We start from the raw sequence: 25188 nt of genomic DNA on the forward strand, positions 1-25188 counted from the left end.
CCTTAATCCGCTGTCTAAACATTGTCGCCGAGTCGCTTGGAACGGTATAATGGGAATCAGACAGAGAGGAGATGGAAATATTGACAACATTAAGAAGTGAAGTAAATATCGAAGAAACCTGGGACCTCAGTCCCCTGTTTGAGAATGACACTGCTTTCTACAGCTATCTGAAGGAAACAGTATCAAAGGTCCACGCATTCAGCGAGCAGTACAAAGGGACTCTGAATAACTCAGAGACTGTTGAAGCGATGCTGGACGACTACGCAGCGATCACAGAGGCGATTGACCGCCTTGGGAATTACGCGAGTCTTAACTTAAGTGTCGACCAGACTGATGCAGAAGCACAGAAGCTGATCGGTCAGTTCGGCACAGCCTATGATGAGATGGCAAGTGCCCTGTCATTCATAGACTCAGAACTGCTTGCTTTAGAAGCGGATCAACTCGAGGACATCAAGAATCACTCACAGCACTACCAGCGCTATTTAGAGAAGCTTGTCAGAAGAAAGCCCCATCAGCTGCATCCGGAGGTAGAGAAAGCGCTGGCAGCCTTCTCATCAACCTTCAGTGCCCCGTACGGCCTCTATGATACGACAAAGATGCTCGACATCGATTTCGGTACATTTGAGGCACATGGCAAAGAGATTCCGATGAACTATGTGTCATTTGAAGGCGAGCTGGAGGTGGACGGTGATACAGAGATCAGACGAAATGCTTTCCGCAAGTTCTCGGATACGCTGAAAAAATATGAAAATACCACTGCCAAGACTTATAATATGACGGTCCAGCAGGAAAAAACAGAATCAAGGCTTCGCGGCTATGACTCTGTCATTGATTTCCTGCTTGAAAGACAGGAAGTTTCACGTGAACTCTACAACCGTCAGATTGATCTGATCACGACTGAGCTGGCGCCGCATATGCGCCGTTATGCCAAGCTCCTGCAGAAGACGAATCATCTGGATGACATGAAGTTCGAGGACCTGAAGATTTCACTGGATGAAACGTACGAGCCGGAAATCACTGTCGCAGAGTCACAGGACTATATTACTAAAGCCTTATCCATTATGGGTGACGACTACATGCAGCTGGTTGATGATGCCTACAGCAAGCGTTACATCGACTTTGTACAGAATAAAGGCAAATCAACTGGTGCCTTCTGCGCGAGCCCTTATTCAACGAATCCGTTCATCCTCATTTCATGGACGTCCAAGATGACAGAGGTCTTTGTTCTGGCTCATGAACTGGGACATGCAGGCCACTTCCATCTGGCGAACCACCATCAGAATATCTTTGATGCTGAAAGCTCGCTTTACTTCGTCGAGGCGCCGAGCACGATGAACGAGATGCTGATGGCGAACTACCTGCTCAAAGAATCAGATGATCCAAAATTCAGACGCTGGGTCATCGCAACGATCATCTCGCGCACGTACTACCACAACTTTGTCACTCATCTGCTGGAAGCGGCCTATCAGCGCGAGGTCTACAATCAGGTCGATGCAGGCGAACAGCTCTCCGCTCCGCTTCTTAACCGCATCAAGAAACAGGTGATTTCAGACTTCTGGGGAGATGCTGTAGAGATCACAGAAGGTGCAGAACTGACCTGGATGCGTCAGCCTCACTACTACATGGGTCTCTATCCATACACCTACTCAGCCGGGCTGACAATTGCTACTTTGATGGCTAAACGTATCAATGAAGAAGGTCAAAGTGCTGTCAATGACTGGATTGAAGTCTTGAAAGCGGGCGGTTCTAAGCCACCTGTTGAACTCGCAAAAATGGCTGGCATTGATCTGACGACTGATGCACCTTTGAAGGAGACCATCGCCTATATCGGTTCTTTAGTCGATGAACTTGAGAAGCTGACAGAAGAAATCGACGCATAATATAAAAGGCTTATCCGTTATGGGTAAGCCTTTTAGTCATCTTTTTATATAAATTTATATTATATAAGTACTTATAAAAATAGGATAATTATCAGAATGCATAAGAAATCCCTCGCTATCTGAATAGCGAGGGACTCTTTTATATTTTCTTGATTTTATCGGCTTCGATTGTAATTCTTTTCTCTTTATAAAGTTTGCCGATTGCACGTTTGAAGCTTCCTTTACTCATCTTGAAGACTTCCCGAATGGCTTCCGGATCAGATTTATCAGAGAACGGTAATTCGCCGTTATACTCCTCCAGCATCGACAGAATCATCTCACTGTCATCATCCATGCGCTCATGTGCCAGTGGCAGGAAGGAGCCGTTGAGTTCACCGTTTTCCTTGTGACCGATAATACGGACTTCTACCTTTTCTCCCAGTCTCGGCTCTGTGCGACGCTCACTTTCGTGCACAAAGATCTTATAGCCTTCTTTGGACAGCAGGAACGTACCGACCTTCAGCAGCCGGTATGGATAAGCCTCTATGGTCGTGTGCAGTAATTCTTCCTTGGCCGGTGTATAGAGAGAGGTCACTGTCGTCTCAGAAGCGAGACGTGCATAGATCTGATCATTACGGTCGACCCGCAGCGTACAGAAGAGCTCATCGCCGTTCTCCGGCCATACTTCCTTCAGCTTAGGCAGATCTTCCCACGGGATGATGATTTCACGCGGCAGGCCGATGTCGACTGTCACACCGTCTCTGTCCTTTTTGATCACTTTCACCCAGTCATACTTGTTCGTCGTGATGACCGGCATGTTCTGTGTGGCAAATAAGTCGCCTGTACGGCCGGGGTAGACGAAAAAGCTGTAATCCTCACCTATCTCAAGTTCATCGCCCTCTTCTATCTCAGAGGCATTCAGTTTTACTTCTTCATTATTCGGTCCCAGTAATCGATAGGTCGATCCTTCCAGTCCCGCTACTTTCAGAAAGTCGATACTTCCTGATAAACGCTGTTCATTGTTCTCCATAAAAACTCCTTCAGTGCTTTTTGTTTATTATAACATCCAGATAGAATAAAGTATAAGAAGCGGGTGAAAATATGTTATAATTTTGAACGGAAATAAATATGAAGGAGAATGTTATGTTACAAGTATCTAATGTCAGTCTTCGTTTCGGTGACCGTAAATTATTTGAAGACGTCAATATCAAGTTCACGCCGGGCAACTGCTACGGTCTTATCGGTGCGAATGGTGCCGGCAAATCGACTTTCCTGAAAATCTTATCAGGTGAACTCGACTCTCAGACAGGAAATGTCTCTTTAGGTAAAGATGAACGTCTCTCAGTCTTAAAGCAGGATCACTTTGCGTACGAAAACGAACGTGTACTTGACGTCGTTCTTCGCGGTAATGAGAAACTCTGGAATGTCATGACGGAGAAAAATGAAATCTACATGAAGCCTGACTTCAGTGATGAAGATGGGATGCGTGCGGCTGAACTTGAAGGTGAGTTCGGTGAGATGGGCGGCTGGACGGCTGAATCAGATGCACAGGTCCTCCTGTCAGGACTCGGCATCAAAGAAGAGTTCCATGACAAGCAGATGTCTGAACTTGAGAACAACCAGAAAATCAAGGTGCTTCTCGCACAGGCGCTTTTCGGTGAACCGGATGTTCTCTTACTCGATGAGCCGACAAACGGACTCGACATCCCTGCCATCAGCTGGTTAGAGGATTTCCTGATCAACTTTGAGAACACGGTCATTGTTGTCTCCCACGACCGTCACTTCCTGAACAACGTATGTACACATATCGCCGACCTGGACTACGGTAAGATCAAGATCTATGTCGGTAACTACGACTTCTGGTATCAGTCCAGCCAGCTTGCCCAGCAGATGCTGCAGGATTCAAACAAGAAGAAGGAAGAGAAAATCAAGGAGTTACAGGACTTCGTTGCGCGTTTCAGTGCCAATGCCTCAAAATCCAAGCAGGCCACCAGCCGTAAGAAAATGCTTGAGAAGATTGAGCTTGATGATATCCAGCCTTCTTCACGTAAATACCCGTTCGTCAACTTCAAGCCGGAACGTGAAATCGGCAACGACCTCCTCTCTGTACAAGGTCTGACTAAAACGATTGACGGTGTCAAAGTACTGGATAATGTGTCATTCACGATGAATCCGAATGATAAAGCGGTTTTAGTCGGTGATTCAGAGATTGCGAAGACTACTCTTCTGAAAATCCTTGCAGGTGAGCTGGAAGCGGATGAAGGTACATACAAATGGGGAATCACAACGACTCAGAGCTATCTGCCGAAAGACAACTCAGAGTTCTTTGAAGGAAAGAATATCGATCTTGTTGAATGGTTACGTCAGTATGCACCACCTGAAGAGCAGACAGAGACATTCCTGCGTGGTTTCCTCGGCCGTATGCTCTTCTCAGGAGAAGAAGTGCGTAAGAAAGCCACTGTCCTCTCAGGGGGCGAAAAAGTTCGCTGTATGCTCTCTAAGATGATGCTGTCATCAGCGAACGTTCTTTTACTTGATGAGCCGACTAACCACCTTGACTTGGAAAGTATCACAGCGGTCAACGATGGCTTAAAAGCCTTCAAAGGATCACTGATCTTTACTTCTTACGACTTCGAATTCATCAACACAATTGCTAACCGGGTCATCGATTTAAATGTCCCAGGCGCCCTCTCTAAAGAAATCACATATGAAGAATACTTGAAAGAACAAGGTGTTCTGAAATAACGACTGATCAACCCTGCGTTTATGCAGGGTTTTATTTTGCTTTAAATGACACTATTCAATCACCTATCCTCCTAAAGTAGGTGACAAAGCCCACTTAAAAAACCCATTTCTGTCCGACCAGAAATGGGTTTGGGTGAATCTATGCTTGAAACCTTCGTTAAAAATATTCTAACATGTAAAATCATTATTATCAACCTATGACGTATAGATGGACAAATCAAAGTAGGAGAATGATCCGCAGAACAAGCACTTGGCTTAACTTACTTAAAAAACTCTTTTCTGACTTACCAGATAAGAGGCTTGGTGTAACAATAGTTGGTGTCCTCGTTAGTGAAACTTTGAAATACTCTATATATAATTTTAAAATCAGCAAAATCCATTAGATTAATATCTATTTCCAAAAATATGGATTAAATGGCTATATCTATTTATTATGATATGATTATTATAATTTAAATAGATGGGGGACAATAATTATGAAGTATCTTATGTATGCCTTTGCAGCTGCTATTACTTGTATTATTACTGAATTTATAATTTTTCCTTTTTTCTTTGATAATTATACAAATGCCTTAACAAGAATATTAGTTAATACAATATTTGTCGTACTTGCAATTTTATTCGTCGAAACTATATATAAAAGGAGAAATTATTGATTCCGATAAAAGTTACTATGCCAACAGGTCTATTAACATAAAAACATTGAAGTCTATATTTAAAACTTAATTTCAATACCAGACATTTCAACGTCAATGTTCTCTTTAAGTATCAGGGATATTTCATCCCTTTTTTTTAGCGCTTGCTCTTCAAACTTTCCGAATAAAATAAAGGCATCAAACAACATTACATCCTCATAAAGGTCGAGAAACTCTTTTCTTATATTAAGCTTCTTGATCTCTTCAAAAATTCTTGGTTTTAACAGAAAATATTCGGCATCATCAAAAGTCATATCTCCATTTAAAATTTGACTCAAACATCCATTAATTTGTAACAACAGGAATTTCTCGTATTTGTTTATCTTTATGATACTCACTCCATTCTTAATTAACGCACCTATATTCCATTATAAACAGCTCTCTTTATCAAGCTAGGTAATCGCTTCTAACTGTAAGTTATTTACTCTTATATCATTTAATTTTATACTATTAATTGGAAATAAACACAAAATTACTTCGATAATTAAGGAGATATGATGAGAAAAGTCCGAAATAATGAAAGAAATAGAACCGGTGTTGTATTAGCTCTCATTTTTTGTTTTGTCAGTTATTTTCTTATAACAAGAACTTCACCTGGCGAAGCGGTACATTTTGAACCGAGTTGGTTGCCAGTTATCATTCCAATGGGATCTTTTATAATAGTTCTCGTGTTTGATAGAATCATTCGAGTTGATTTCTTTAGAAAATGATTTTTCCTGAAGATGTGATGGCCCCTTAAGATCCATATTAAAAGTCATTCAAAAAGTTTTCTGGACTAATATCTATTTCGTAATCCATCTTCCAATTAAATCCTATATAATCATCGTTATCTAGAAAGTCTGCAATGTGCATTTCAATAAATTCTTTTCGTTCAACATATCTTATCTCAAAACTATCCCAGTTACCTTTTCTATAATTCTTGGCTTTATCTTCAGAATCCCAGTATAAAAATGTGATCTGCGGAAAGTATTCAATTGAGTAATTCCCTGCAATATATTCAATATCTGGATTAAATAAATAGTACAATCCCTCACATTGCAATAACTTCTCAGTAAGATATGATTGCTGCTCATTACTACTGGAATAATCTGGTAGCATTTTATATACAGCAATCAGTTCACTTATATTCTCAAACATAAGTTGAGGTTCAACCTCCGGCCAGTCACACCAACAATATAATTTTCCGTCTTTTTTAAAAATACCTAGATAACTTTCTTCTTTATCATGGGCAATGATAAAGTAATCTTTATAGTCATTTCTTTTATTAATCTCTAACAAATCAAGTGCAGTCTCTTTCATAAATTCCTTGTCCTTGATAGGATAGAAACTCCATTTACCAAGTTTGGGTTTATTGCCGCCTTTATATACATCAAGAATTTGAGAAAGCTGAGGTACTTCATCCGTCATTGTCTCTATCAATTCTAGTAAAGAATGCTCCTTTAAAGGTAATGAATATCTGATCTCCATTTTGTCTGCCTCCCCTATCCTGCTAGTTTTATGTATTCTAAAATGGCACTTTATCTAAATAATCGTCAATATAGATGCCATAATGATTTTGAATATCATTATATAAATGGCTATGAACGTTCTTGAACGCCTCAATTACTTTATCTTGGGGTAACAAGTTTGCCGCCATTTCTTTTACTTCAATCACTTCAATCAAGAACTTATCTTGATACGGAATTAGTGAAAATAATGGTATATTGTCATCCATCTCTAAGGTGTAATATCTAAATGCCCGTATATTCTCTGACTCAATGTTTTTTAACCATCTATCTAATAGTATCCAAAATTCCAATAAGGCTACATCTTCCTCGAAGTATACTTTATCAACTATTTTGATAACTAAAATACCTTCAATTAAATATAAATTGGCAACATCCATTCTTTCACCGAAACTTAATCTATTAAAATTTGAAGTAAAGCGATAATTAACAGAGAAGCTATTCATATCCACTCCACTATCCCGTCTTATTTTCATAATGAGTTTTTAAATTTTATTCACTTAATTTAAGTTTACATAATATAATTATATTAATTTATAAATCTTTAAAAAATAGAGCACCCCAGATTATCCAGGGTGCTCTATTAACGTTCATCTATAATTATAAATTATAATTTTACAACGTTAGCTGCTTGTGGTCCGCGGTCGCCTTCAACGACTTCGAATTCCACTGCTTGGCCTTCTTCTAATGATTTGTAGCCTTCTTGATTGATTGCTGAGAAATGTACGAATACGTCGTTTTCTCCTTCGATCTCGATGAAGCCAAATCCTTTTTCTGCATTAAACCATTTAACTGTACCTTGTTTCATCTTGAAACCTCCAACACTGAAAATTCAATATGCATTATTTGCATATTACAAAATAAATAACGCTTACTTACTTTGTAATATGCAGATAACGCCTACTGGTTGTTATTATTATAAAATAACACAAATCGTTATGCAATACAGTTTTTTGTAAAATTTAGCGTTTACAATTTTACTTTATCGTAATAAATTTCTCCATTTTTTAATGCGATCAAACTATAGAAGATTTGGAGATCCTCTTCACAATCCTCACAGTAATGTAGTTCGCAGTTATTGTAGAATGCGTGTATATTGTACTTACCCACCACTTCATTTTTAAACTTGTCACGCATGACTTCTAGGTGCTGTTTGTAGACGTTTTCGAACATCTCTTTATTATCCATCTTCTCCTGATGAATGATATGGTCCCGCCAGTCTTCAAAGAGCCACCAGCCTTCATAATCTGCCCGCATGATGATGACTTCCCACATGTGAATCCCTTCTTTCATTAGTTCCTCACTATTATGTGAGTATTCAGCAAGTTTTTCAAGCAATTGACTTAGCAATGCGATTTATTAGGAATTTCAGCGTGAAATACATATAATTGAAATAACGAGAATGGAAGAGGTGAATCACTCTGATTACTGAACATTATAAAATTTTCGGACGTGTTCAAGGCGTTGGATTTAGAAATGCGACAGTCACCCATGCTAAAAAGTTTCCTGTCACAGGTACTGTCGCTAATGTGGAAGACTATGTAGAGATCTTCGTATCCGGTGATGAGAAGGGTGTGCATGCATTTATGGAACGTATATTAAAAGGACCCAACATGTTTGCCAAAATCTCTTCCCATACCCATGAACAAGTACCTTATCAGGATTTCAAGCAGTTCAAACAAGTTTAGCAATTTCATAAAAGGAATGAAGCATATGAAATATAATATTTCCTATTATCTAGGTGCCATTTTTGCGGTGCCTATTACTTTAATTGTCGGTTTTATCAGCACGACCTACTTTGCATTCGATCAGTGGCTGGACTGGCTGATCATGCTCGGCGGTTACATCGGGGCCTATATCCCTATCCAGCTGACGACGTCTAAGCAGTATTTGAATGAAGCGGGTCTGTCGCGTCGAGAGTTCAAATATATTCGCAAGCACCTCAATGAGGCGCGCCCTAAAATCAAGACTTTGATGTCCCAGTACACGAAAGTACGGAGTATAAAAGATCTGAAGTCTGTCAATGAAATCAACCGTATTGCTCGCATCATCTATAAGACAGTACAGAAACAGCCTAATAAGTTTTTCAAGGTCGACAGCTTCTTCTTTTCCCATCTTGATAATACAGTCAATCTGGTTGACCGTTACATGACCTTAGTGAGAATGCCGCATAAGAATCAGGAGGAAATAGCTCAACTGCAGACTGCCCACTTAACACTTGAAGAACTGAAACGCACCTTACAGGCTGATCTACGGGCGCTGAACTCTGAAGACTTCCAGGCGATGTCTGTTGAAGTCGACCTCGCTCAAATCAACCGGCCAAAGGACAATCAGGCTAGAGTGCCACAGCTAGAGAGCGAGGAACTCGTCAGAGTCCCTGTCATCAAAAAACGTCAAGAAGAAAGGATATTAGATAATGAACAACGACTTAATCAATGATTTAACAGCTAATCCATTTGCAGAGACCCTCAGTCCTCAAGCCGCTCCTCTTCAACAGGTTGATACTATTTCGCCTGAGAAACGGGAAAAAATCAATCAGATCAAACAGCAGATTAAACCGCTCGATAATGAAAACCTGCTGATGTATGGTGCAGGGGCCCAGGCCAAGCTTTCGCAGTTCTCCCAGCAGATTCTGGATGAAGTACAACGTAAAGACGTGGCACCGATCGGTGATAATTTAGATAAGTTGATGAAAAAACTGCGCGAAATCGATCCGGATGAACTGAGCCAGACAGAAAAATCGACTCTTAAGCGTCTGTTTAAGCGCGTAGGGGCGACTGTCAATGAACTGATGTCTAAATATCAGTCAGTCTCCGGCCAGATTGACCGCATCTCGGTGGAACTGAACCAGTCCAAAGATGTCCTGATGAAAGATGTGGCTCTGTTAGACCGATTATATGAGGAGAACCGGGCTTATTTCGAGGCACTTGACATGTTCATCCTGGCCGCAGAAGAAAAACGCGACGAACTGAATGCCACCCTTCCTGAGCTCCAGCAGAAGGCCAGCATCTCGAATGACCAGCTGGCCTTACAGGAGCTGAATGATATGCGCCAGTATATCAACCGTCTCGATAAACGCGTCTATGACCTCAAGCTCTCACGTCAGATCACCCTGCAGTCTGCCCCGCAGATCCGCATGATTCAGGATGTGAACTCTACACTGGCAGAAAAAATCCAGAGCTCCATCCTAACAAGCATCCCGTTATGGAAAAACCAGATGGCGATTGCCTTGTCACTGATGCATCAGCAGAAAGCATCGAAAGCGCAGCAGCAAGTCACGAATACGACGAATGAGCTGCTCTTGAAAAACTCGGAAATGCTGAAGACCAATACCATTATGACTGCTCAGGAGAACGAGCGCGGTATCGTTGAGATTGAGACACTGAAAGCCACTCAGAACAATATCGTTGAAACCATCCGTGAGACATTGAGCATCCAGGCAGAAGGTGCTTCCAAGCGTCGTGCAGCTGAGGCTGAATTAACCAAGATGGAACAGGAACTGAAAAACCAGCTGCTGCAGCTACAGCAAGAGAAAAACCAGACGAACTTCTAGTTCGTCTGGTTTTTTAGTTGTATTTGATTTTAGGCTGCTTAGCACCAAAGATGAGTCCCAGCACATAGCCTGCTAAAGCGAAGAGCAGCCATTCCATCGACTGTGCCTTTAATGGCAGATGGTCCATAACCGGCAGACTCAGCAGTCCGATGTCTTTACTGGATAACACTGATAGAATAGCGATAACAGTTACAAAGGCCATCGCAATCTGATAAGACAATCTAGGTGTCGGTATGAATCTTGAGAGAACAATGAGCAGGACAAGTGTCATACCGATCGGATAAAGAACCAGCAGAACAGGTACTGAAGTGGCAATGACCTGCTGCAGACCCTGATTCGCTAACAACAGACTGAATAACGTAAAGATCACCACGTAGACTTTATAAGAAATCTTCGGGAAGATCTCATAGAAGTATTCACTGACGGCAACAATTAAGCCGATAGATGTTGTCAGACAGGCCAGCGTTACAATAACACCAATCAACACTTTACCGAAACCACCAAAGGCGTCATTTGCCATGTGCGTCAGCAAATAGGTTCTGATGTCCAGACCGTTCTTATCAATAAACGCCAGCTGCTCTGCTGATAGCGGATAATGGTTGCCCATCCAGCCGAGCGTCAGATAGATAAAGCCGAGTGCTGCTGCCGCAATAAGAGCGGCAAGAATGGTCGGTTTCAGGATCCCTGTCTCTCTCGTAAATCCTTTATCTTTAATCGCATTCAATACGATGACCGAGAAAGCGATGGCTGCGATGGCATCCATCGTCAGATAGCCTTCTGTGAATCCAGTGAAGAAACTGCCCGCACCTGATTTAAATGTCTCAGTATCAGTCGGTGTCGTGTCGTGACCTGCGAACATAAAGATACCTCGAATAACGAGTAAGACAATTGAAACGAGCAGGACAGGTGTCAGAATAGCGCCGACCCGGTCAACCATTTTTGAAGGATTGATGGCAAGCCAGAGAGAAATGCCGAAATAAATTAAAGTAAATAAGAATAAAGACAGTTTTGAAGGTCCACCAATAAACGGCACGAGCGCCATTTCATAAGATGTAGCACCTGTACGTGGAATTGCGAATAACGGGCCGATCGTCAAATAGATGGCGATCAGGAAGATGACGCCGAAGACAGGATGGACATTGCGTAATGCCGCCTTATAACCGCCTTCGTCAAATGCACCGGCAATGATGGTGATCAGCGGTATCCCTACCCCTGTCACGATAAATCCGATGATAGCAGGCCAGAAATACGTCCCGCTGATAAAGCCTAACTTAGGTGGGAAGATCAAGTTACCTGCGCCGAAAAAGATAGCAAATAACATAAACCCGACCACAACTATTTTTTTGTTCATAAACTTCCTCCTAACAGAAATGATTAATTGAAATCATAACACTTTAAAGGAATGAAGTCTATATTTTTCTGAAAATTAAAATTATTTAATTAGTGTAAAGATTGCAGCAGCAGTTTTTTCAGCAGCGGTGAGATAATGTAGGGCAGATTTTCTACACCTTCGACAAAGACACAGTAGTCATTGTAGATGTTTTTGATGGTGTTTTCCACTGCTTCTGAGATGGGTGTCTGACTGAGGAAGACATTGATGATAAATATGCCTTCACGTCTCAGCTTCATCACCGCTTCATGCGTATCGATGATACCATTAGATTCATATTCAAATGCCGAGGGTTCACCGTCTGAGAATACGATCAGAAACTTCTGCTTCTCGCTCCGCCTCTTCAGCATCTCCCCTGCCACTCTGATGGCCAGGCCGTCACGGTTATCATCCTGTGCCGCAATGGTCTCGATGCCGGGACCGACCGTGGGACTTAAGGATTGCTGGTAGCTGATCAGATAATCAAAGATATTCAGCTGGGCATGCTGGTCAGAACTGAAGGTGTCCTCATTAAAGGCGACGACCTCGTGACGGATCAGCAGCTTCTTCAGCGTCTCATGAAAGAGGACAATTCCTTTCTTCGTCTCTTCCAGCTTATCTTCCATGCTGTACGAAGCATCGACAAGCAGCGTGAATGTCGCATCCAGTTCTTTTGACTGCTGGTCCTCCTTGTAAAATACACGCTTCTGGTCATCTATGAACCAGTTGACAAGTTTACGGTCCAGCCGTCCCATCGCCAGCTGTCTGCGTGCATGCTCATTCTGATGCGCGATCGTCTTCTGTATGATGTTCGTCAGCTTCTTCACTTCTGACATGACTGCCTGCTGGCTGAGGCTATAATCCATGCGTGCACGTTCCGTTATTTTAGGGGTCCGCCATTCGATGGACACCCTTTCATTCTCAGTGCCCAGTTCTTCAGCGATATCGACACCTTCTCCATCTTTCTGAGAGGTGCTCTGTCCTCTACCCGCTATGATCTCATCAGGTTCATCAGATGCATGCCCTTCCCGTGCATGATCACTTTCAGCACGGCTGTTCTGGCCTTCAGAGATTTCAGTCTGCATATAAGCCGACTGCGCCGATGACTGGCTGGTCTTCGCCCTGACGTCCTCTGTCTCATCGGAGCCTGACGCACTATCATGGCCGGAGAGTGCTGTTGCCTTCTCTTCCTTGAAGCGCTCGATATCTTCCAGCAGTTTGACCGGCAGATAGTAATAGTCATTCAGCATATCCTGCGTGAGGAGAGGCTCGATGAGGTACAGCAGACTGAGGGTCAGGTCGACTGTATCCGCCGTTGTCTTAAGTTCGAAGAGTGCGCTGAGACGCTGTCTGATCAGCGCATCAAATTCCTCACTGAAGTCTGTCTCAAAATCCAGTATGTTATCCGTCAGGACGGCACGCTCCAGCCTCAGAAACAGCAGGTCGGTCGGCATCTTCTTCGTCTCATAAACTTTGATCTGACTGCTGTTCTGCTGACGCTTCAGGCGCATCCGTGTCCTGAAATACTTGGCTGCTGCAGGTCTGCTGTCTAGGACAACTTTCTGCAGACGATATTCCTCAAGCAGCATGAAGAGCTGGTTACGGAACTTGGTGAACGTCAGTTCTTCCGCCAGCAGTTCATGAATAGCCTGCTGGTCCATTGCCCGGTAACCGAGGCCGTATAGCAGGCAGTCGCTTTTTAGTGCATAGAGTTCGTCCAGGTCCGAGCGGTGCTTCCATTTGAAGCTGACATTCAGGCTTTTCTCAAGCGGATCGTAATAGCCGAACTTCTGGAACTTGACCTTCACTTCGTTATCCTCCATGATGAGCTGTGCGAGGTCTGTCAGCATCATCAGCTGAGAGGCATCTATTTTCTCATCGTTGAACAGAATAAATTTATCACTCATCAGAAAGTCAGTTCCATCGCATTAATAATGGCCTGCTGTTCCCGCTCATCTTCCAGTTTATCGATAATGGCACGTTTCACTGCACGTTCAACCGGCATGATGGTTGTCAGGTCAGACAGGTCGAGCAGGGCCCGTATCGAACTCGCTTCTTCACTGATCTGCCCCTGTTCCGCCATCGTCACCAGGTCATGATTGAAGCGGACAAGCAGGTCGATCAGCGCATCATCCTGAAGCAGGGTCTGTGACTTGATGACTTCTTTCAGTGTATCACCGGAAATATAGTCCATGTCTATCACGACAAAACGGTTCTTGAGTGCTTCATTCATCGGTAAGGTGCCGACATAGCCGACATTGATGGCCGCAATCACAGCGAAGTCTTCTGCCGCGGTAATGACTTCACCTGTGAATGGATTGGTGATAGTGCGGCGGAAATCAAGCACGCCGTTTAATATCGGCAGTGTCTCCGGCTTTGCCATATTGATCTCATCGATATAGAGCAGGTGCCCTTCTTTCATCGCCTGGATGACAGGACCTTCCACGAATGTGATGACAGACTCGCCGTCCACTATTTCAATGGTCTTGAAGCCGAGCAGACTCTCAGCGTCCAGATCCACTGAACAGTTGATGCTGTGCATCGGACGGTCAAGCTCATGTCTCAGTGTTTCAGCGAGCTTTGTCTTGCCGGAGCCAGTCGGACCTTTCAGTAAGATATTCTTTCTCAGCTTCAGCATATTGAGGGCATCTGTCTTGATTGCTGTATCTTCATTCTGATATAAATTCATCGTAATCTCCTATCCACAATAAAAAAGGGCTTACGCCCTTTTTATACTTGCTCAAAATATTCTTTGTAATAGCCGCCTACTTTGCCGCTGTTATCTCTTATATGATAATACTCTTCTGTCTCGTTGACAACATCATAGACTTGGCCGACTGTCAGCATATCACTGACCTTATACTTCTTCGCATCCGTATGAATGACTTTCACTTTTGCAATCGGTGCTTGATCGTGCCATTCTTCATGTAACATTATAACGCATCCTTTCTGATAGGTTTCAGCTGGTCTGTGAGTGCCTGCCGTCTGTTTTCCAGATGGTCAGGCAGACTCAGGGACTGGCCCAGCGTATCGATCTCTTCATCGACTGTCAACCCAGGTTCATCTGTTGCTAATTCAAATAATACACCACTTAAGTCTCTGAAATAAAGTGATTTGAAATAATGACTGTCCACAATGCCTGAATGCTGTATCTCAGCTTTGTCGAGTAATTGCCGGGCCGATTCCAGGTCGCGCACTCTGAAAGCCGCGTGATGAATACCTGCCTGCACTGCCTGCTCTGTATGCTGCTGCAGCAGATGGATCTCCCCGCCATTGCCGCCTGTCGCCATTGAAAAGACCTGTACCGGTTCCTGAGAAGCGCGATGCATGTATTCACCGGTCCGTTCAAGCTGCAAGATCTGATGAAGGACAGAAGCTGTGATCAGGGAGTGCCTCACCGCTAACAGCACCGGCCCGATTCCGTAGATCTGATGGATGGACTCAACCGGGGACTCATCATCAGGCGTACCTGCCAGCACACCGGTATTGGTCTCATCCGAAATCAGATAGACAAGACGGTCATCACAGTCATAGAAAGGCAGTGCATGTCTGCCGTTCAGCTGGATGACTGCATCATGCTTGACATTGAAATCATCAAAGCGCAGTTTATACGCATAAAGGCTGCGGTCGGTCGGTACGCGGAGACAATAGGCATAGATCGCATCGTTGCCGTCATTGAACGTGCCCTCGACAAAAGACAGCACTGTACCGGGCTGCCCTGTTCTATCCCCGAAGTAGAGATGAGGGACAGCAGGGTTCTGATGGTCAACAGTCTGTTTGACCAGCCTCATCCCTAAAATATGATGATAAAAGTCATAGCACTGCTGGATATCTTTCGTAAATGCTGTGATATGATGAATCCCTAATAGTTCCATTTCTTTTCCTCCATGAGATAAAGCCGGCGATTGCCGGCTCTAGATTAGCTTTCCAGTAATAAATCTTCTGGATTTTCAATTAATTCCTTGACTGTTTTCAGGAAGCCTACCGCTTCTTTACCATCAATGATACGGTGGTCATAGCTCAGTGCGATATACATCATCGGACGATTTTCCATACGCTCCTTATCAATAGCGATCGGTCGTGTCACGATAGAATGCATGCCCAGGATAGCCGCCTGTGTACCGTTGATGATCGGTGTCGACATAAGAGAGCCGAAGACCCCGCCATTTGTGATGGTGAAAGAACCATTCATCATATCATCAAGTCCGAGCTTTTTATCACGTGCTTTCACTGCAAGGTCATAGATGCTGCCCTCAATTTCAGCAAAGTTCTTCTTGTCACAATCACGTACGACCGGTACAACCAGCCCTTCTTCCGTGGATACCGCGATACCGATATCATAGAACTGCTTCAGCACCAGGTCATCGCCATCTATTTCGGCGTTGACAGCCGGATATTTCTTCAAGGCAGCAACCACGGCTTTCGTGAAGAAGGACATGAAGCCGAGACGAGTGCCGTCATGGTCTTCCTGGAACTTGTCTTTCTTACGTTTACGGAGATCCATGACATTGGTCATATCCACTTCATTGAAGGTCGTGAGCATCGCAGTGTTCTGCGATACTTCCAGCAGTTTGTTCGCGATTGTCTTACGGCGACGTGACATTTTCTCACGAATAACCGGTTTAGCAGGATTGTCGTTTTTAGCTGCAGGTGCCGGAGCAGGTGGCGCTGCCGGAGCGGGTGTTTTTGCTGCATGGTCAACATCATGACTTCTGATTAGACCGCGCGGATCCTTCGCATTGATCTCACTTAAATCGATTCCCTGCTCACGGGCACGTTTACGAGCTGACGGCGTCGCAACAATACGTTCCGCTTTAGATGCTTCTACAGCCTCTTCAACTGTCTCCGTTGCCTGTGGCTGTTCCGTCTGCGGTTGTTCAGTCTGCGCTTCTTCAGCTTTAGGTGCAGCTGAACCGTTTGCATCGACAATCGCAATGACTGATCCTACTTCAACTGTATCGCCTTCTGCTGCCTTAAGCTCAGTGACCACACCTGCTTCTTCAGAAATGACCTCAACATTGATTTTATCGGTTTCCAGCTCAACGATGTTCTCGCCCTTTTCAACGCGGTCGCCTATTTGCTTGAACCATGTGGAAATCGTTCCTTCTGTTATTGATTCTGCTAATTCTGGTACTCTGATCTCTGCCACTCTATTTTCCCCCTTAAATTGTTAAAGCATCCTGTATGATAGCGTTCTGGACTAATTTATGCACTTCATTGTCGCCTTCTGACGTACTTGAGCGTTTCACGCGGCCATAGTATTTGATGGATCTGCCCTTTGCAAGACGTTCCAGTTCCGGATAAATGTAATGCCATGCACCCTGATTCTCCGGTTCCTCCTGCACAAATCCGATTTCAGCAGCATTCTTCAGCTCGGTGAAGATTGCCTGGAGCGCTTCCTCCGGTAACGGATAGAGCTGTTCCAGACGGACAAGCGCTATTTCCTCATTCGGATTTTTCTCCAGTTCTGTATAGAGGTCGATCGCCATCTTGCCGCTCGCAATCAGGATCTTCTTCACTTTTGTCTTCTTGTAGCCCGCTGTGATGACCGGTCTGAAATGACCTTCTGTAAATTCACTGATCGGTCGGGATACATATGGATTTCTAAGCAGGCTCTTCGGTGTCATCAGCACGAGTGGCCGCATCTGCTCTGTATTCAGATAATGCGCCTGTTTCCGAAGCAGGTGGAAATAGTTGGCGGTACTTGTCAGATTTGCCACTGTCCAGTTATTTTCAGCTGCGAGCTGCAGGTAACGTTCCAATCTTGCTGATGAATGCTCAGGTCCCTGTCCTTCATATGCATGCGGCAGAAGTAAGGTCATACCTGATGTCTCGCCCCACTTCGCATGGGCACTTGAGATAAAATTATCAAACATCATCTGTGCCATGTTAGAGAAGTCCCCGTATTGCGCCTCCCATACGGTCATCGCATTTTTGTTCTGTACATTATAACCATAGTCAAAGCCGACGACAGCCGCTTCTGATAGCGGTGAATTATGAATGTCAAATGATGCCTGTGCACCTTTAATATGTTTCAGCGGTGTATATTTCTCGCCTGTCTTCTCGTCACTAAGGACAGCATGACGCTGGGCAAAAGTGCCGCGCTCTGAGTCCTGACCGGTCAGACGCACCGGTTTACCGTCCTGAATGATCGTACCGAATGCGAGTAGCTCTGCATGACCCCAGTCGACCAGTCCGTCCTTCGTGAACGGGTCCTGACGACGCTCCAGAATCTTCGTCAACTTGCTGAAAGGCGTGAACCCTTCACGATAAGTCAGCATATCCTGATTCAGCTGTTCGAGGACAGCAATATCTACACCCGTCTCAACGTCCGGCTGCCCAGCCGCAACCGCCTCCGGCATCGCCATCTCTATGTCAGTCTCTTTTTCGTTTTTATCAATAGAATCGTGGGCCGTACGCAGCTCCTGTTCGACATTCTGGAAGATCTGGTTCATCTCATCTTCTGAAATGACCCCTTCAGCTACCAGCTTCTTGCCATATAGAATTTCGATCGACGGATGTGTTTTGATCTCCTTATACATCAACGGGTTCGTCACTGATGGCTCATCCATTTCATTATGGCCATAGCGGCGGTAACCTACCAGGTCAATCACAAAGTCGTGGTGGAACGTCTGACGGAACTTCATTGCCAGAATGATGACATCAATACATGCTTCAATATCATCTGCGTTGACATGAACAATCGGCATATCATAACCTTTTGCGATATCTGTTGCATAGTTAGTAGAACGTGAGTCCCAGCATTCAGTGGTGAAGCCGACACGGTTATTCGTGATGATATGAAGAGAACCGCCTGTTTTGTAGCCATCCAGGTTGCTCAGGTTCATGCTTTCGAAGTTGATGCCCTGACCCGGGAATGCGGCGTCACCGTGGACCAGTACAGCTAAAGATCGATTGATATCCTGCACTGGTGCATTGCCGTCAGTCGCATCCTGCACAGCGCGTGTCTTGCCGAGGACAACAGGCGCGACGATTTCGAGATGACTAGGATTTTTGGCAAGTTCAATCACCTGCTCACGACCGTAACGCGTCGTTGTCTTCGTGCCGCCGAGGTGATATTTCACATCACCCGTCCAGCCTCTTGAAATCTCCAGGCTGCCATCTTCCGGCAGAAACTTGAACGGATCGACGTGCATGAATTCAGCCAGCATCATTTCGTATGGTTTCTCAAGAATATGTGTCAGCACGTTTAAGCGGCCGCGGTGTGCCATTCCGATCTGAATGTTGCCGATGTCACTTTTACTCGCCTCAGAAAGAACTGCTTCAAGCATCGGTACCAGCGCATCTACGCCTTCAATAGAGAAACGTTTGGCGCCGACGAAGTTCTTATGGATATATTTTTCAAATCCCTCAACATGTGCCACGCTTTTAAGTAATTTGATCTTATCTTCCTTGGAGGCCGCCTGACGGCCCACCACTTCTATCTCGTTGATCAGCCAGTCCCGTTCATCTGCATTGTTGATATGAGACATCTCATAACCGATCGTCCCCATATAGACTTCACTTAAGTGGCAGATTGCCTCGTAAGCATTACTGAACTGCGCTGCAAGCTTCTCTGAGACGATTGCAGCCGGCAGTGCACTCAGATCCTCCTTCGTCAGGCCGAACTCTTCCAATGTCAGTTTCGGCAGATGCTCATATTCACGTTTATATAATGGATAAATATCGCCTTTTAAGTGGCCATACTTTCTGATATTATCAACTAATTGAATGACAGATTTCAGTTTGCCTGCATCCCCTACACTCGCATTGCCAGAAGCAAGTGCACCAAAAAGTGTCTGCAGTTCTTCTGTCACTGATGCGGGATCGTGATTATACTGATCCGCCATTTCCAGCAGATAACCTAGATTGGCACCGAAGCGGACAGGTGCTTCTTCAAGATTGCCTTTATTCATGCTGGTTCCCCCTTAATTTAAAGTAATAAAACGTTTACAACTCCTATTCTAGCACTGTGAATATTTATTTTGAAGAGCGAATAGACAAATTTTTAGAAATCAGAATGATGTCTCCGGAAACTGAATGATGACTTTCGTGTACTGTTCCCATTCACTCTCAATCTTGACCGTGCCGTTATAGCCTTCGATCATCTTCTTCGCAATCGACAGACCCAGCCCATTGCCGCCCATCTCACGCGATCTCGACTTATCCACGCGGTAGAAGCGGTCAAAAATATACGGTATGTCAGCAGGCGGTATACCGGTGCCGTGATCCACTATTTCAATCTGGACCACTTTATTCTTTTTGGTGGTCCGTATGATGATATGTTTATTCTTCTGATCATACTTGATGGCGTTATCCAGGAATATCAGCAGCAGCTGTTCGAACTGATAGCGGTTGATGTGCAGCTTGAGCCCTTTATGGGGTGAGTGATATTCAAACTGGTAATCCGGATGAAGGTTTGCCAGTGATTTCAGTCTGGCGGCGATCTCCTCGTTGATATCGACCGCTTCTGTCTCCTGCCGCAGATTGGCACCTGTCTCCTTCGTGAGCAGCAGAAGTTCTTCCACTAACGTCGTGATCCTGTTCATCTCGCTGAGTGAGATATCGAGCGACTCCTCCAGTACTTCCGGCTTATGTTTACCCCACCGCTTAATCAGATTGAGATGGCCCTGAATAATCTGCAGGGGCGTGCGCAGCTCATGAGATGCATCCTCCACAAACTGTTTCTGCTGGTTAAAGGATGTCTCAAGCTGGGTCATCATATTGTTGAAGGTCTCAATCATATCATCCGTCTCATAATACCCTTTCGGCATCACAAGCCGGTTCTGGAAACCATCCCGCTGAATCTGCAGCATCTGATCGGAGATCCGCCTGATCGGTTTCGTGATCTGATTGGAAAAGAAGTAACTGATGACGGCTGAGACAAAGAGCGCGATAATGCCGAATATCGATGCAAAAATCACGACGACCTGTATATGTCTGTGATAGCTATCCAAGGGATGAATGATCGTCACAAAACCATTGAACCGGCTGGAATTGATTTCTGTCGTATAAGTGATATAACTGTCCTCACCGACATTCACCTCGACCGGTCGATTATGAACGGGAATCAGGTCAGGCTGATAGGTAATTTCACTGTCATTGTTGAAGGCGGCAATCTTCTTGCCGTCAGGGCCATAGATCATCAGCCGCTCACCTTCTGACATGGAGTTGCCGAAATCATCGGGCTGCACATCCGTGCCGAGCTTCTTCAGAATATTAGCCGATTTGACACTGCTGTCACGTGCAATCTGGCCCTCCTGATCCTTGAAGATAAGACCGACAATAAAAATGATGATCAGACTGAAAAGCATAAAGATGACAAAAGTGACAGTCGTCGTCGTGATGATCCACTGTGTCTTGAGTGAGGTTGATTGAGTCATCGAATAACGTAGCCTACCCCTCTGACTGTCTCTATCATCGTCTGCAGCTTGAACGGCTTTAATTTATTTCTGAGATAGCGGATATAGACATCGACCACATTCGTCTCCACTTCACTGTCATACCCCCAGACATGCGTGAGGATCTGCTCCCGTGTCAGCACATGGTTCCGATTTTCGGCCAGCAGTTTCAGCAGTTCAAATTCTGTCTTGGTCAACTCCAGATTGGTTGCACCGACAAACACTTTGAAGGCATCGCCATCGATCGACAGTTCACCGATACGTAATGCGTCCGTCTCTTCACTGCGGCGCATGATGACACGGAGTCTCGCTAACAGCTCTTCTATGTCAAACGGTTTGACGATATAATCATCAGCACCGTGATCCAGACCGACCACTTTATCATGGGTGTCCCCTTTAGCCGTAATCATGATAATCGGCGTCTCCTTGACATTCCTCACTTTCCTGCAGACCTCCAGTCCGTTCATCTTAGGCAGCATCAAGTCGAGCAGAATACAGTCATAGTGGCCGGCAAGTGCGAGTTTCAGACCGTGTTCGCCGTCGTTGGCAATCTCCACTTCATATTCTGCATAAGTCAGCTCAAGCTCCAAGAAACGTGCTAAGTTCTGTTCATCTTCAATAATAAGTATTTTACGCATAACCTTCACCTCATTTATCTAATCAAATCATAGCAAAACCCCTGAAATAAAACAAAGAACCTGACAGGACTGTCAGGTTCTTTAATGGGCATAAAGGGGGTTACTGTGAAATTGATTCCGGTATAGAGGGGGAACTCTTAATTGAGAATCACTTTCAATTACTATTATAACTTATTGAGAACGATTGTCAATTAGTTTATTCAAAAAAACTCGCGCCAGTAGAATACAGATGACGCCGCCCAGCATGCCGGCGATGACATCGGTAGGATAATGGACACCCAGATAGACGCGTGAACTGGAGATCATCAGGACAGTGAAGACAGCGAGCCCTATGATGTAAGGCTTATACTGAGACTCACTGCGGCTGACCAGAAAGGCTATACTGCCAAAGAATGTGGCAGAACCCATGGCATGGCCACTCGGAAAACTGAAACCGGTTATATCGATGAGTCGCAGTAAGGTCGGACGCTCACGGTCGAAGATGTTCTTCAGAATCGGATTGAGTGCGCCAGATAGCATCATGGCAAGGGCAAAGAACAGGGCTTCTATCTTCATGCGCTTCAGCATTAAATAGCAGACGACCAGCAATGACAGAAGAATCATACTCCAGACTTCACCTATCGTCGTATAGCCCAGCATTATAGAAGTTGTAATAAAGCTTTCAGAAGAATAAATAAATTCATATACTTCGTTATCAATCCATTTGCCGAGACGTGATTCATGGAAAAAAGCAATCATGCCGAAGATAAATGAAAAGATGAGAATAAGAGAGATGCGCTGTTTCTGAGACATACGTGTACTCCTTTAACTGATATCTTGTAATATTTTGTCGAGCAGCGTTGCAGCTGTATAACTTACGCCTGCCCTGCTCATCGCCGTGATATAGTCACTCTGAGAAGCATCAAGCGCTTCAATCTTCTCAGGTAACGCTTCGATGTGACTCTCGTCAAGCACAGCAGCATAGCCTGCCTGCTGGAAGAGCTTGGCATTATCAATCTGGTCGCCACGACTCTGATCAAGTCCAAGAGGAATCAGCAGCATCGGCTTCTTCAGCGCAAGAAACTCAAAAATAGCATTGGCGCCCGCTCGTGACACAATCAGATCGGTTATCGCATAGAGGTGGGGCAGCTCTTCTTTAACAAATTCAAACTGCTGGTACCCCTCCTCATTGAGTGAAGGGTCTGTAAGACCTTTACCCGTTATGTGGATGATCTGATAGTCGCGGAGTAATCTTTTCAGATTTTTTCTGACGGCATCATTGATCAGCTTGGAACCCAGACTACCGCCCATCACAAGAATGACTTTACGCTCTCGGTTAAAGCCGGTCAGCTTATAGCCTTCCGCTTCTTCACCAGTCAACAGATCAGGTCTGATGATACTGCCGATATAGTCAGCTTTGGCAGCCGGCACATAACGAAGCGTCTCCTGAAACGTTGTATAGAGCTTCGTAGCAAATTTCAGGGCAATCTTATTGGCGAGGCCCGGTGTCACATCTGATTCATGGATGATGGTTCTGATGTTCAGGATTTTCGCCGCAATCACAACAGGTACCGAGACGAAGCCGCCTTTAGAAAAGACCACATCGGGTTTTTCACGGCGGAGAATGACCAGGGCGTCCAGCACACCCTTTTGCACCCTGATTAAATCCTTGGCATTTTCGGCAGATAAATAACGACGTAACTTGCCGCTTGATATTGCGTAATATTGCGTGTGCGGAAACTGAGAAGTCATCATCTCTCTCTCAATTCCTTGTTTTGAGCCGATATAAATGGTCTCAAAGTTTCTGGCTTCTGCTTCTGGGATGAGCGCCATGTTCACAGCAACGTGGCCGATCGTCCCCCCGCCTGTAAATGCGATTTTCACTGTCTGCACCTCTATTTCATCGTATTGACCAGGTTTTCAGCACCTTTAAGCTGTGGATCATTCTTTTCCAGTTTCAGTCGTAATAATTCAGTGAATTTTTCAGTCGTCTTGCCCTGCATCGTGCCTGTCACTTCCAGGTCATGATCGGTCTGGAAGGCCTGCATGGCAGCGGCCGTGTCATCGTCAAACTGCGTATCGACTTTACCGACATCGTATCCCAGTGCTGAAAGACCTGTCTCAAGTGACTTCACCTGGCTGTTCTTAGTGCCTGAAGCGAAGGTATCAGATGGATTCAGGACATGACTGTTGGCATAGGCAGGCAGCTCAATCTTTTTATCCGGCTGGATACCCTTCTTATGGATCCAGGTCTTGTCCGGCGTCAGCCATTTCATCTCGGTGAATTTAAGCAGTGAATCGTCCTTGAACGGGGTTGCTGTCTGGACAATCCCTTTACCGAATGACTTCGTCCCTGCTATGCGCGCCTTATCATGATCATGGAGAGCGGCCGCAAAGACCTCAGACGCACTAGCTGAACCTTCATTCAGCACAATCACCGTCGGCAGGTCACGCGTAATCGGATTTGCTGGATTGTCACTCTTATAAGGGGTCAGCTTGCCATCTTTCGGTTCCGTATAGAAGAGGACATCATCCTGCGGAATGAATTCCCCGGCCATTTTCTGCGCTTCTTCCAGATAGCCGCCTGGATTGTTTCTGAAGTCGAGAATCAGTTTCTTCATCCCTTTTTTATTCATATCAGACAGTGCCTGGTGGAACTCCCGGGCTGTGCCTTCCTGAAATTTAGAGACTGTGATGAGCGCCGTCTTGTTTTTCAGCATCTTGCTTTCGACACTTTCCAGATGGATTTTTCCACGTTTGATGGCCAGTTTGAAAGGTTCGCCGTTGCCGCGTCTAAGCGTCAGATGCACTGTCGTGCCTGACTCACCACGGATCTGCTCAATGACATCGACCGTCTTCATGCCGACAGCTGATTTGCCGTTGACCGCGATAATTTCATCGCCAGGCTTAACGCCCGCTTTATAGGCCGGTGAATCTTTCAGCGGGCTTGTGATGATGATTTTGTCGCCTTCCTCACTGACTTCTGCGCCTATTCCCTGAAAATCACCGCTCATCGTATCGGTGAATGCCTGCTGCTCTTCTTTTGTCATATATTCACTGTAGGGATCGTCAAGTCCGCTTACCATGCCTTTGATCGCACTGTCAATCAGCTTTGATTTATCCACATTTTTATAATAATGGTCGCCCAGTGTATCATAGACCTCATATAACTTCAGGAATTCCGACCGTTTAGGGGCCTCATTTTCAACGGTGGTCTGATTACCGCCGATAAGCGCAAAAGTGGTGATTGCTGCCGTCAGAATAATTGCGCCGATCACTGTCATAATATACTTGAACAGGCTGATGGTGACTTTCTTCTCCTGCTTTTCTTTTTCCTCAATTTCGTTTGTCAAGTTATTCACATCCATCTATATTTATAAGTCATTTTAACAGGTTAAAAGGTAAAATAAAAGATTTCCACATTAAAAGAGCATCTTCCGGAGG

General features: G+C 44.7%; 23 protein-coding genes. 5 read left to right on the top strand and 18 right to left on the bottom strand.

Translation table 11 applies throughout. The features are described from left to right. Nucleotides 1-80 precede the first annotated feature (80 nt). Nucleotides 81-1880, top strand: a complete 1800-nt coding sequence (gene pepF / locus QSV55_RS05700; protein ID WP_434784196.1) for an oligoendopeptidase F — start codon at nucleotides 81-83, stop codon at nucleotides 1878-1880. Between the two features lie 139 nt (nucleotides 1881-2019). Here the strand turns inward: pepF and QSV55_RS05705 are convergent, their stop codons facing one another. Next, on the bottom strand, nucleotides 2020-2889 hold the full coding sequence (locus QSV55_RS05705; RefSeq protein WP_133450601.1) for a CvfB family protein: 870 nt from the start codon (nucleotides 2887-2889) through the stop codon (nucleotides 2020-2022). 113 nt (nucleotides 2890-3002) lie between these two features. Between QSV55_RS05705 and QSV55_RS05710 the strand changes: the two genes are divergently transcribed. Beyond that, nucleotides 3003-4604, top strand: coding sequence for an ABC-F family ATP-binding cassette domain-containing protein (locus QSV55_RS05710; RefSeq protein ID WP_133450602.1), 1602 nt, complete (start codon nucleotides 3003-3005; stop codon nucleotides 4602-4604). A 715-nt stretch (nucleotides 4605-5319) separates the two neighbouring features. Here QSV55_RS05710 and QSV55_RS05715 read toward each other — a convergent pair. The 5 genes from QSV55_RS05715 to QSV55_RS05735 form a co-directional block, all read right to left on the bottom strand. After that, nucleotides 5320-5637, bottom strand: coding sequence for a DUF3969 family protein (locus tag QSV55_RS05715; protein WP_289649461.1), 318 nt, complete (start codon nucleotides 5635-5637; stop codon nucleotides 5320-5322). Between the two features lie 409 nt (nucleotides 5638-6046). Further along, entirely contained in the window at nucleotides 6047-6766 is a 720-nt protein-coding gene (locus QSV55_RS05720) for a DUF2750 domain-containing protein (protein WP_289649462.1), read from the bottom strand. A gap of 37 nt (nucleotides 6767-6803) precedes the next feature. After that, nucleotides 6804-7250 (bottom strand): DUF7878 domain-containing protein, encoded by a 447-nt coding sequence (locus QSV55_RS05725; RefSeq protein ID WP_465249761.1) that lies wholly within the window; start codon nucleotides 7248-7250, stop codon nucleotides 6804-6806. Nucleotides 7251-7411: 161 nt separating this feature from the next. After that, the gene (gene cspA, locus QSV55_RS05730) at nucleotides 7412-7612 is read right to left on the bottom strand and encodes a cold shock protein CspA (RefSeq protein WP_016912585.1); all 201 of its coding nucleotides are present in this window, start codon (nucleotides 7610-7612) and stop codon (nucleotides 7412-7414) included. 161 nt (nucleotides 7613-7773) lie between these two features. Beyond that, the gene (locus tag QSV55_RS05735) at nucleotides 7774-8079 is read right to left on the bottom strand and encodes a DUF1033 family protein (RefSeq protein ID WP_133450608.1); all 306 of its coding nucleotides are present in this window, start codon (nucleotides 8077-8079) and stop codon (nucleotides 7774-7776) included. 167 nt (nucleotides 8080-8246) lie between these two features. Here QSV55_RS05735 and QSV55_RS11395 point away from each other — a divergent pair, with 167 nt between their 5' ends. The 3 genes from QSV55_RS11395 to QSV55_RS05745 are packed head-to-tail and all read left to right on the top strand — an operon-like array spanning nucleotide 8247 to nucleotide 10357. Next, nucleotides 8247-8492: an acylphosphatase gene (locus tag QSV55_RS11395; protein WP_353507461.1), complete on the top strand. Its 246-nt coding sequence runs from the start codon at nucleotides 8247-8249 to the stop codon at nucleotides 8490-8492. Between the two features lie 25 nt (nucleotides 8493-8517). Beyond that, the gene (locus QSV55_RS05740) at nucleotides 8518-9243 is read left to right on the top strand and encodes a 5-bromo-4-chloroindolyl phosphate hydrolysis family protein (protein ID WP_289649464.1); all 726 of its coding nucleotides are present in this window, start codon (nucleotides 8518-8520) and stop codon (nucleotides 9241-9243) included. Beyond that, the gene (locus QSV55_RS05745) at nucleotides 9221-10357 is read left to right on the top strand and encodes a toxic anion resistance protein (protein WP_133450610.1); all 1137 of its coding nucleotides are present in this window, start codon (nucleotides 9221-9223) and stop codon (nucleotides 10355-10357) included. The genes QSV55_RS05740 and QSV55_RS05745 overlap by 23 nt, the downstream gene beginning before the upstream one ends. Before the next feature lie 13 nt (nucleotides 10358-10370). Here the strand turns inward: QSV55_RS05745 and brnQ are convergent, their stop codons facing one another. The 12 genes from brnQ to QSV55_RS05805 all read right to left on the bottom strand — a co-directional run bounded on the left by brnQ (nucleotide 10371) and on the right by QSV55_RS05805 (nucleotide 25097). Continuing rightward, a complete protein-coding gene (gene brnQ, locus QSV55_RS05750; RefSeq protein WP_289649465.1) occupies nucleotides 10371-11708 on the bottom strand; it encodes a branched-chain amino acid transport system II carrier protein in 1338 nt (445 codons plus the stop codon). 89 nt (nucleotides 11709-11797) lie between these two features. Beyond that, complete coding sequence (locus QSV55_RS05755) at nucleotides 11798-13633, bottom strand: nitric oxide reductase activation protein NorD (RefSeq protein ID WP_289649466.1); 1836 nt, start codon at nucleotides 13631-13633, stop codon at nucleotides 11798-11800. Continuing rightward, nucleotides 13633-14415 carry an ATP-binding protein gene (locus QSV55_RS05760; RefSeq protein ID WP_424960672.1) on the bottom strand — a complete coding sequence of 261 codons (783 nt, stop codon included), beginning with the start codon at nucleotides 14413-14415 and terminating at the stop codon, nucleotides 13633-13635. The genes QSV55_RS05755 and QSV55_RS05760 overlap by 1 nt, the downstream gene beginning before the upstream one ends. A 41-nt stretch (nucleotides 14416-14456) precedes the next feature. Then, on the bottom strand, nucleotides 14457-14660 hold the full coding sequence (locus QSV55_RS05765; protein WP_133450614.1) for a DUF6501 family protein: 204 nt from the start codon (nucleotides 14658-14660) through the stop codon (nucleotides 14457-14459). Then, nucleotides 14660-15601 (bottom strand): VOC family protein, encoded by a 942-nt coding sequence (locus tag QSV55_RS05770; RefSeq protein ID WP_289649467.1) that lies wholly within the window; start codon nucleotides 15599-15601, stop codon nucleotides 14660-14662. The genes QSV55_RS05765 and QSV55_RS05770 overlap by 1 nt, the downstream gene beginning before the upstream one ends. Nucleotides 15602-15645: 44 nt before the next feature. Beyond that, entirely contained in the window at nucleotides 15646-16875 is a 1230-nt protein-coding gene (odhB, locus tag QSV55_RS05775) for a 2-oxoglutarate dehydrogenase complex dihydrolipoyllysine-residue succinyltransferase (RefSeq protein ID WP_289649468.1), read from the bottom strand. A gap of 13 nt (nucleotides 16876-16888) precedes the next feature. Then, nucleotides 16889-19642, bottom strand: coding sequence for a 2-oxoglutarate dehydrogenase E1 component (locus QSV55_RS05780; RefSeq protein ID WP_289649469.1), 2754 nt, complete (start codon nucleotides 19640-19642; stop codon nucleotides 16889-16891). A gap of 99 nt (nucleotides 19643-19741) precedes the next feature. After that, a complete protein-coding gene (locus tag QSV55_RS05785) occupies nucleotides 19742-21109 on the bottom strand; it encodes a sensor histidine kinase (RefSeq protein WP_133450618.1) in 1368 nt (455 codons plus the stop codon). Next, the gene (locus QSV55_RS05790) at nucleotides 21106-21765 is read right to left on the bottom strand and encodes a response regulator transcription factor (protein WP_289649470.1); all 660 of its coding nucleotides are present in this window, start codon (nucleotides 21763-21765) and stop codon (nucleotides 21106-21108) included. Before QSV55_RS05790 ends, QSV55_RS05785 begins: the two co-directional genes overlap by 4 nt. 171 nt (nucleotides 21766-21936) lie before the next feature. Beyond that, complete coding sequence (locus QSV55_RS05795; protein ID WP_289649471.1) at nucleotides 21937-22557, bottom strand: phosphatase PAP2 family protein; 621 nt, start codon at nucleotides 22555-22557, stop codon at nucleotides 21937-21939. 12 nt (nucleotides 22558-22569) lie between these two features. Continuing rightward, nucleotides 22570-23577, bottom strand: a complete 1008-nt coding sequence (locus tag QSV55_RS05800; RefSeq protein WP_434784215.1) for an undecaprenyldiphospho-muramoylpentapeptide beta-N-acetylglucosaminyltransferase — start codon at nucleotides 23575-23577, stop codon at nucleotides 22570-22572. Between the two features lie 62 nt (nucleotides 23578-23639). Then, on the bottom strand, nucleotides 23640-25097 hold the full coding sequence (locus QSV55_RS05805) for a S41 family peptidase (RefSeq protein WP_289649473.1): 1458 nt from the start codon (nucleotides 25095-25097) through the stop codon (nucleotides 23640-23642). Nucleotides 25098-25188 lie beyond the last annotated feature (91 nt).

Origin of the sequence: Macrococcus bovicus (assembly GCF_030376725.1) — a bacterium.
Classification (GTDB): domain Bacteria; phylum Bacillota; class Bacilli; order Staphylococcales; family Staphylococcaceae; genus Macrococcus; species Macrococcus bovicus.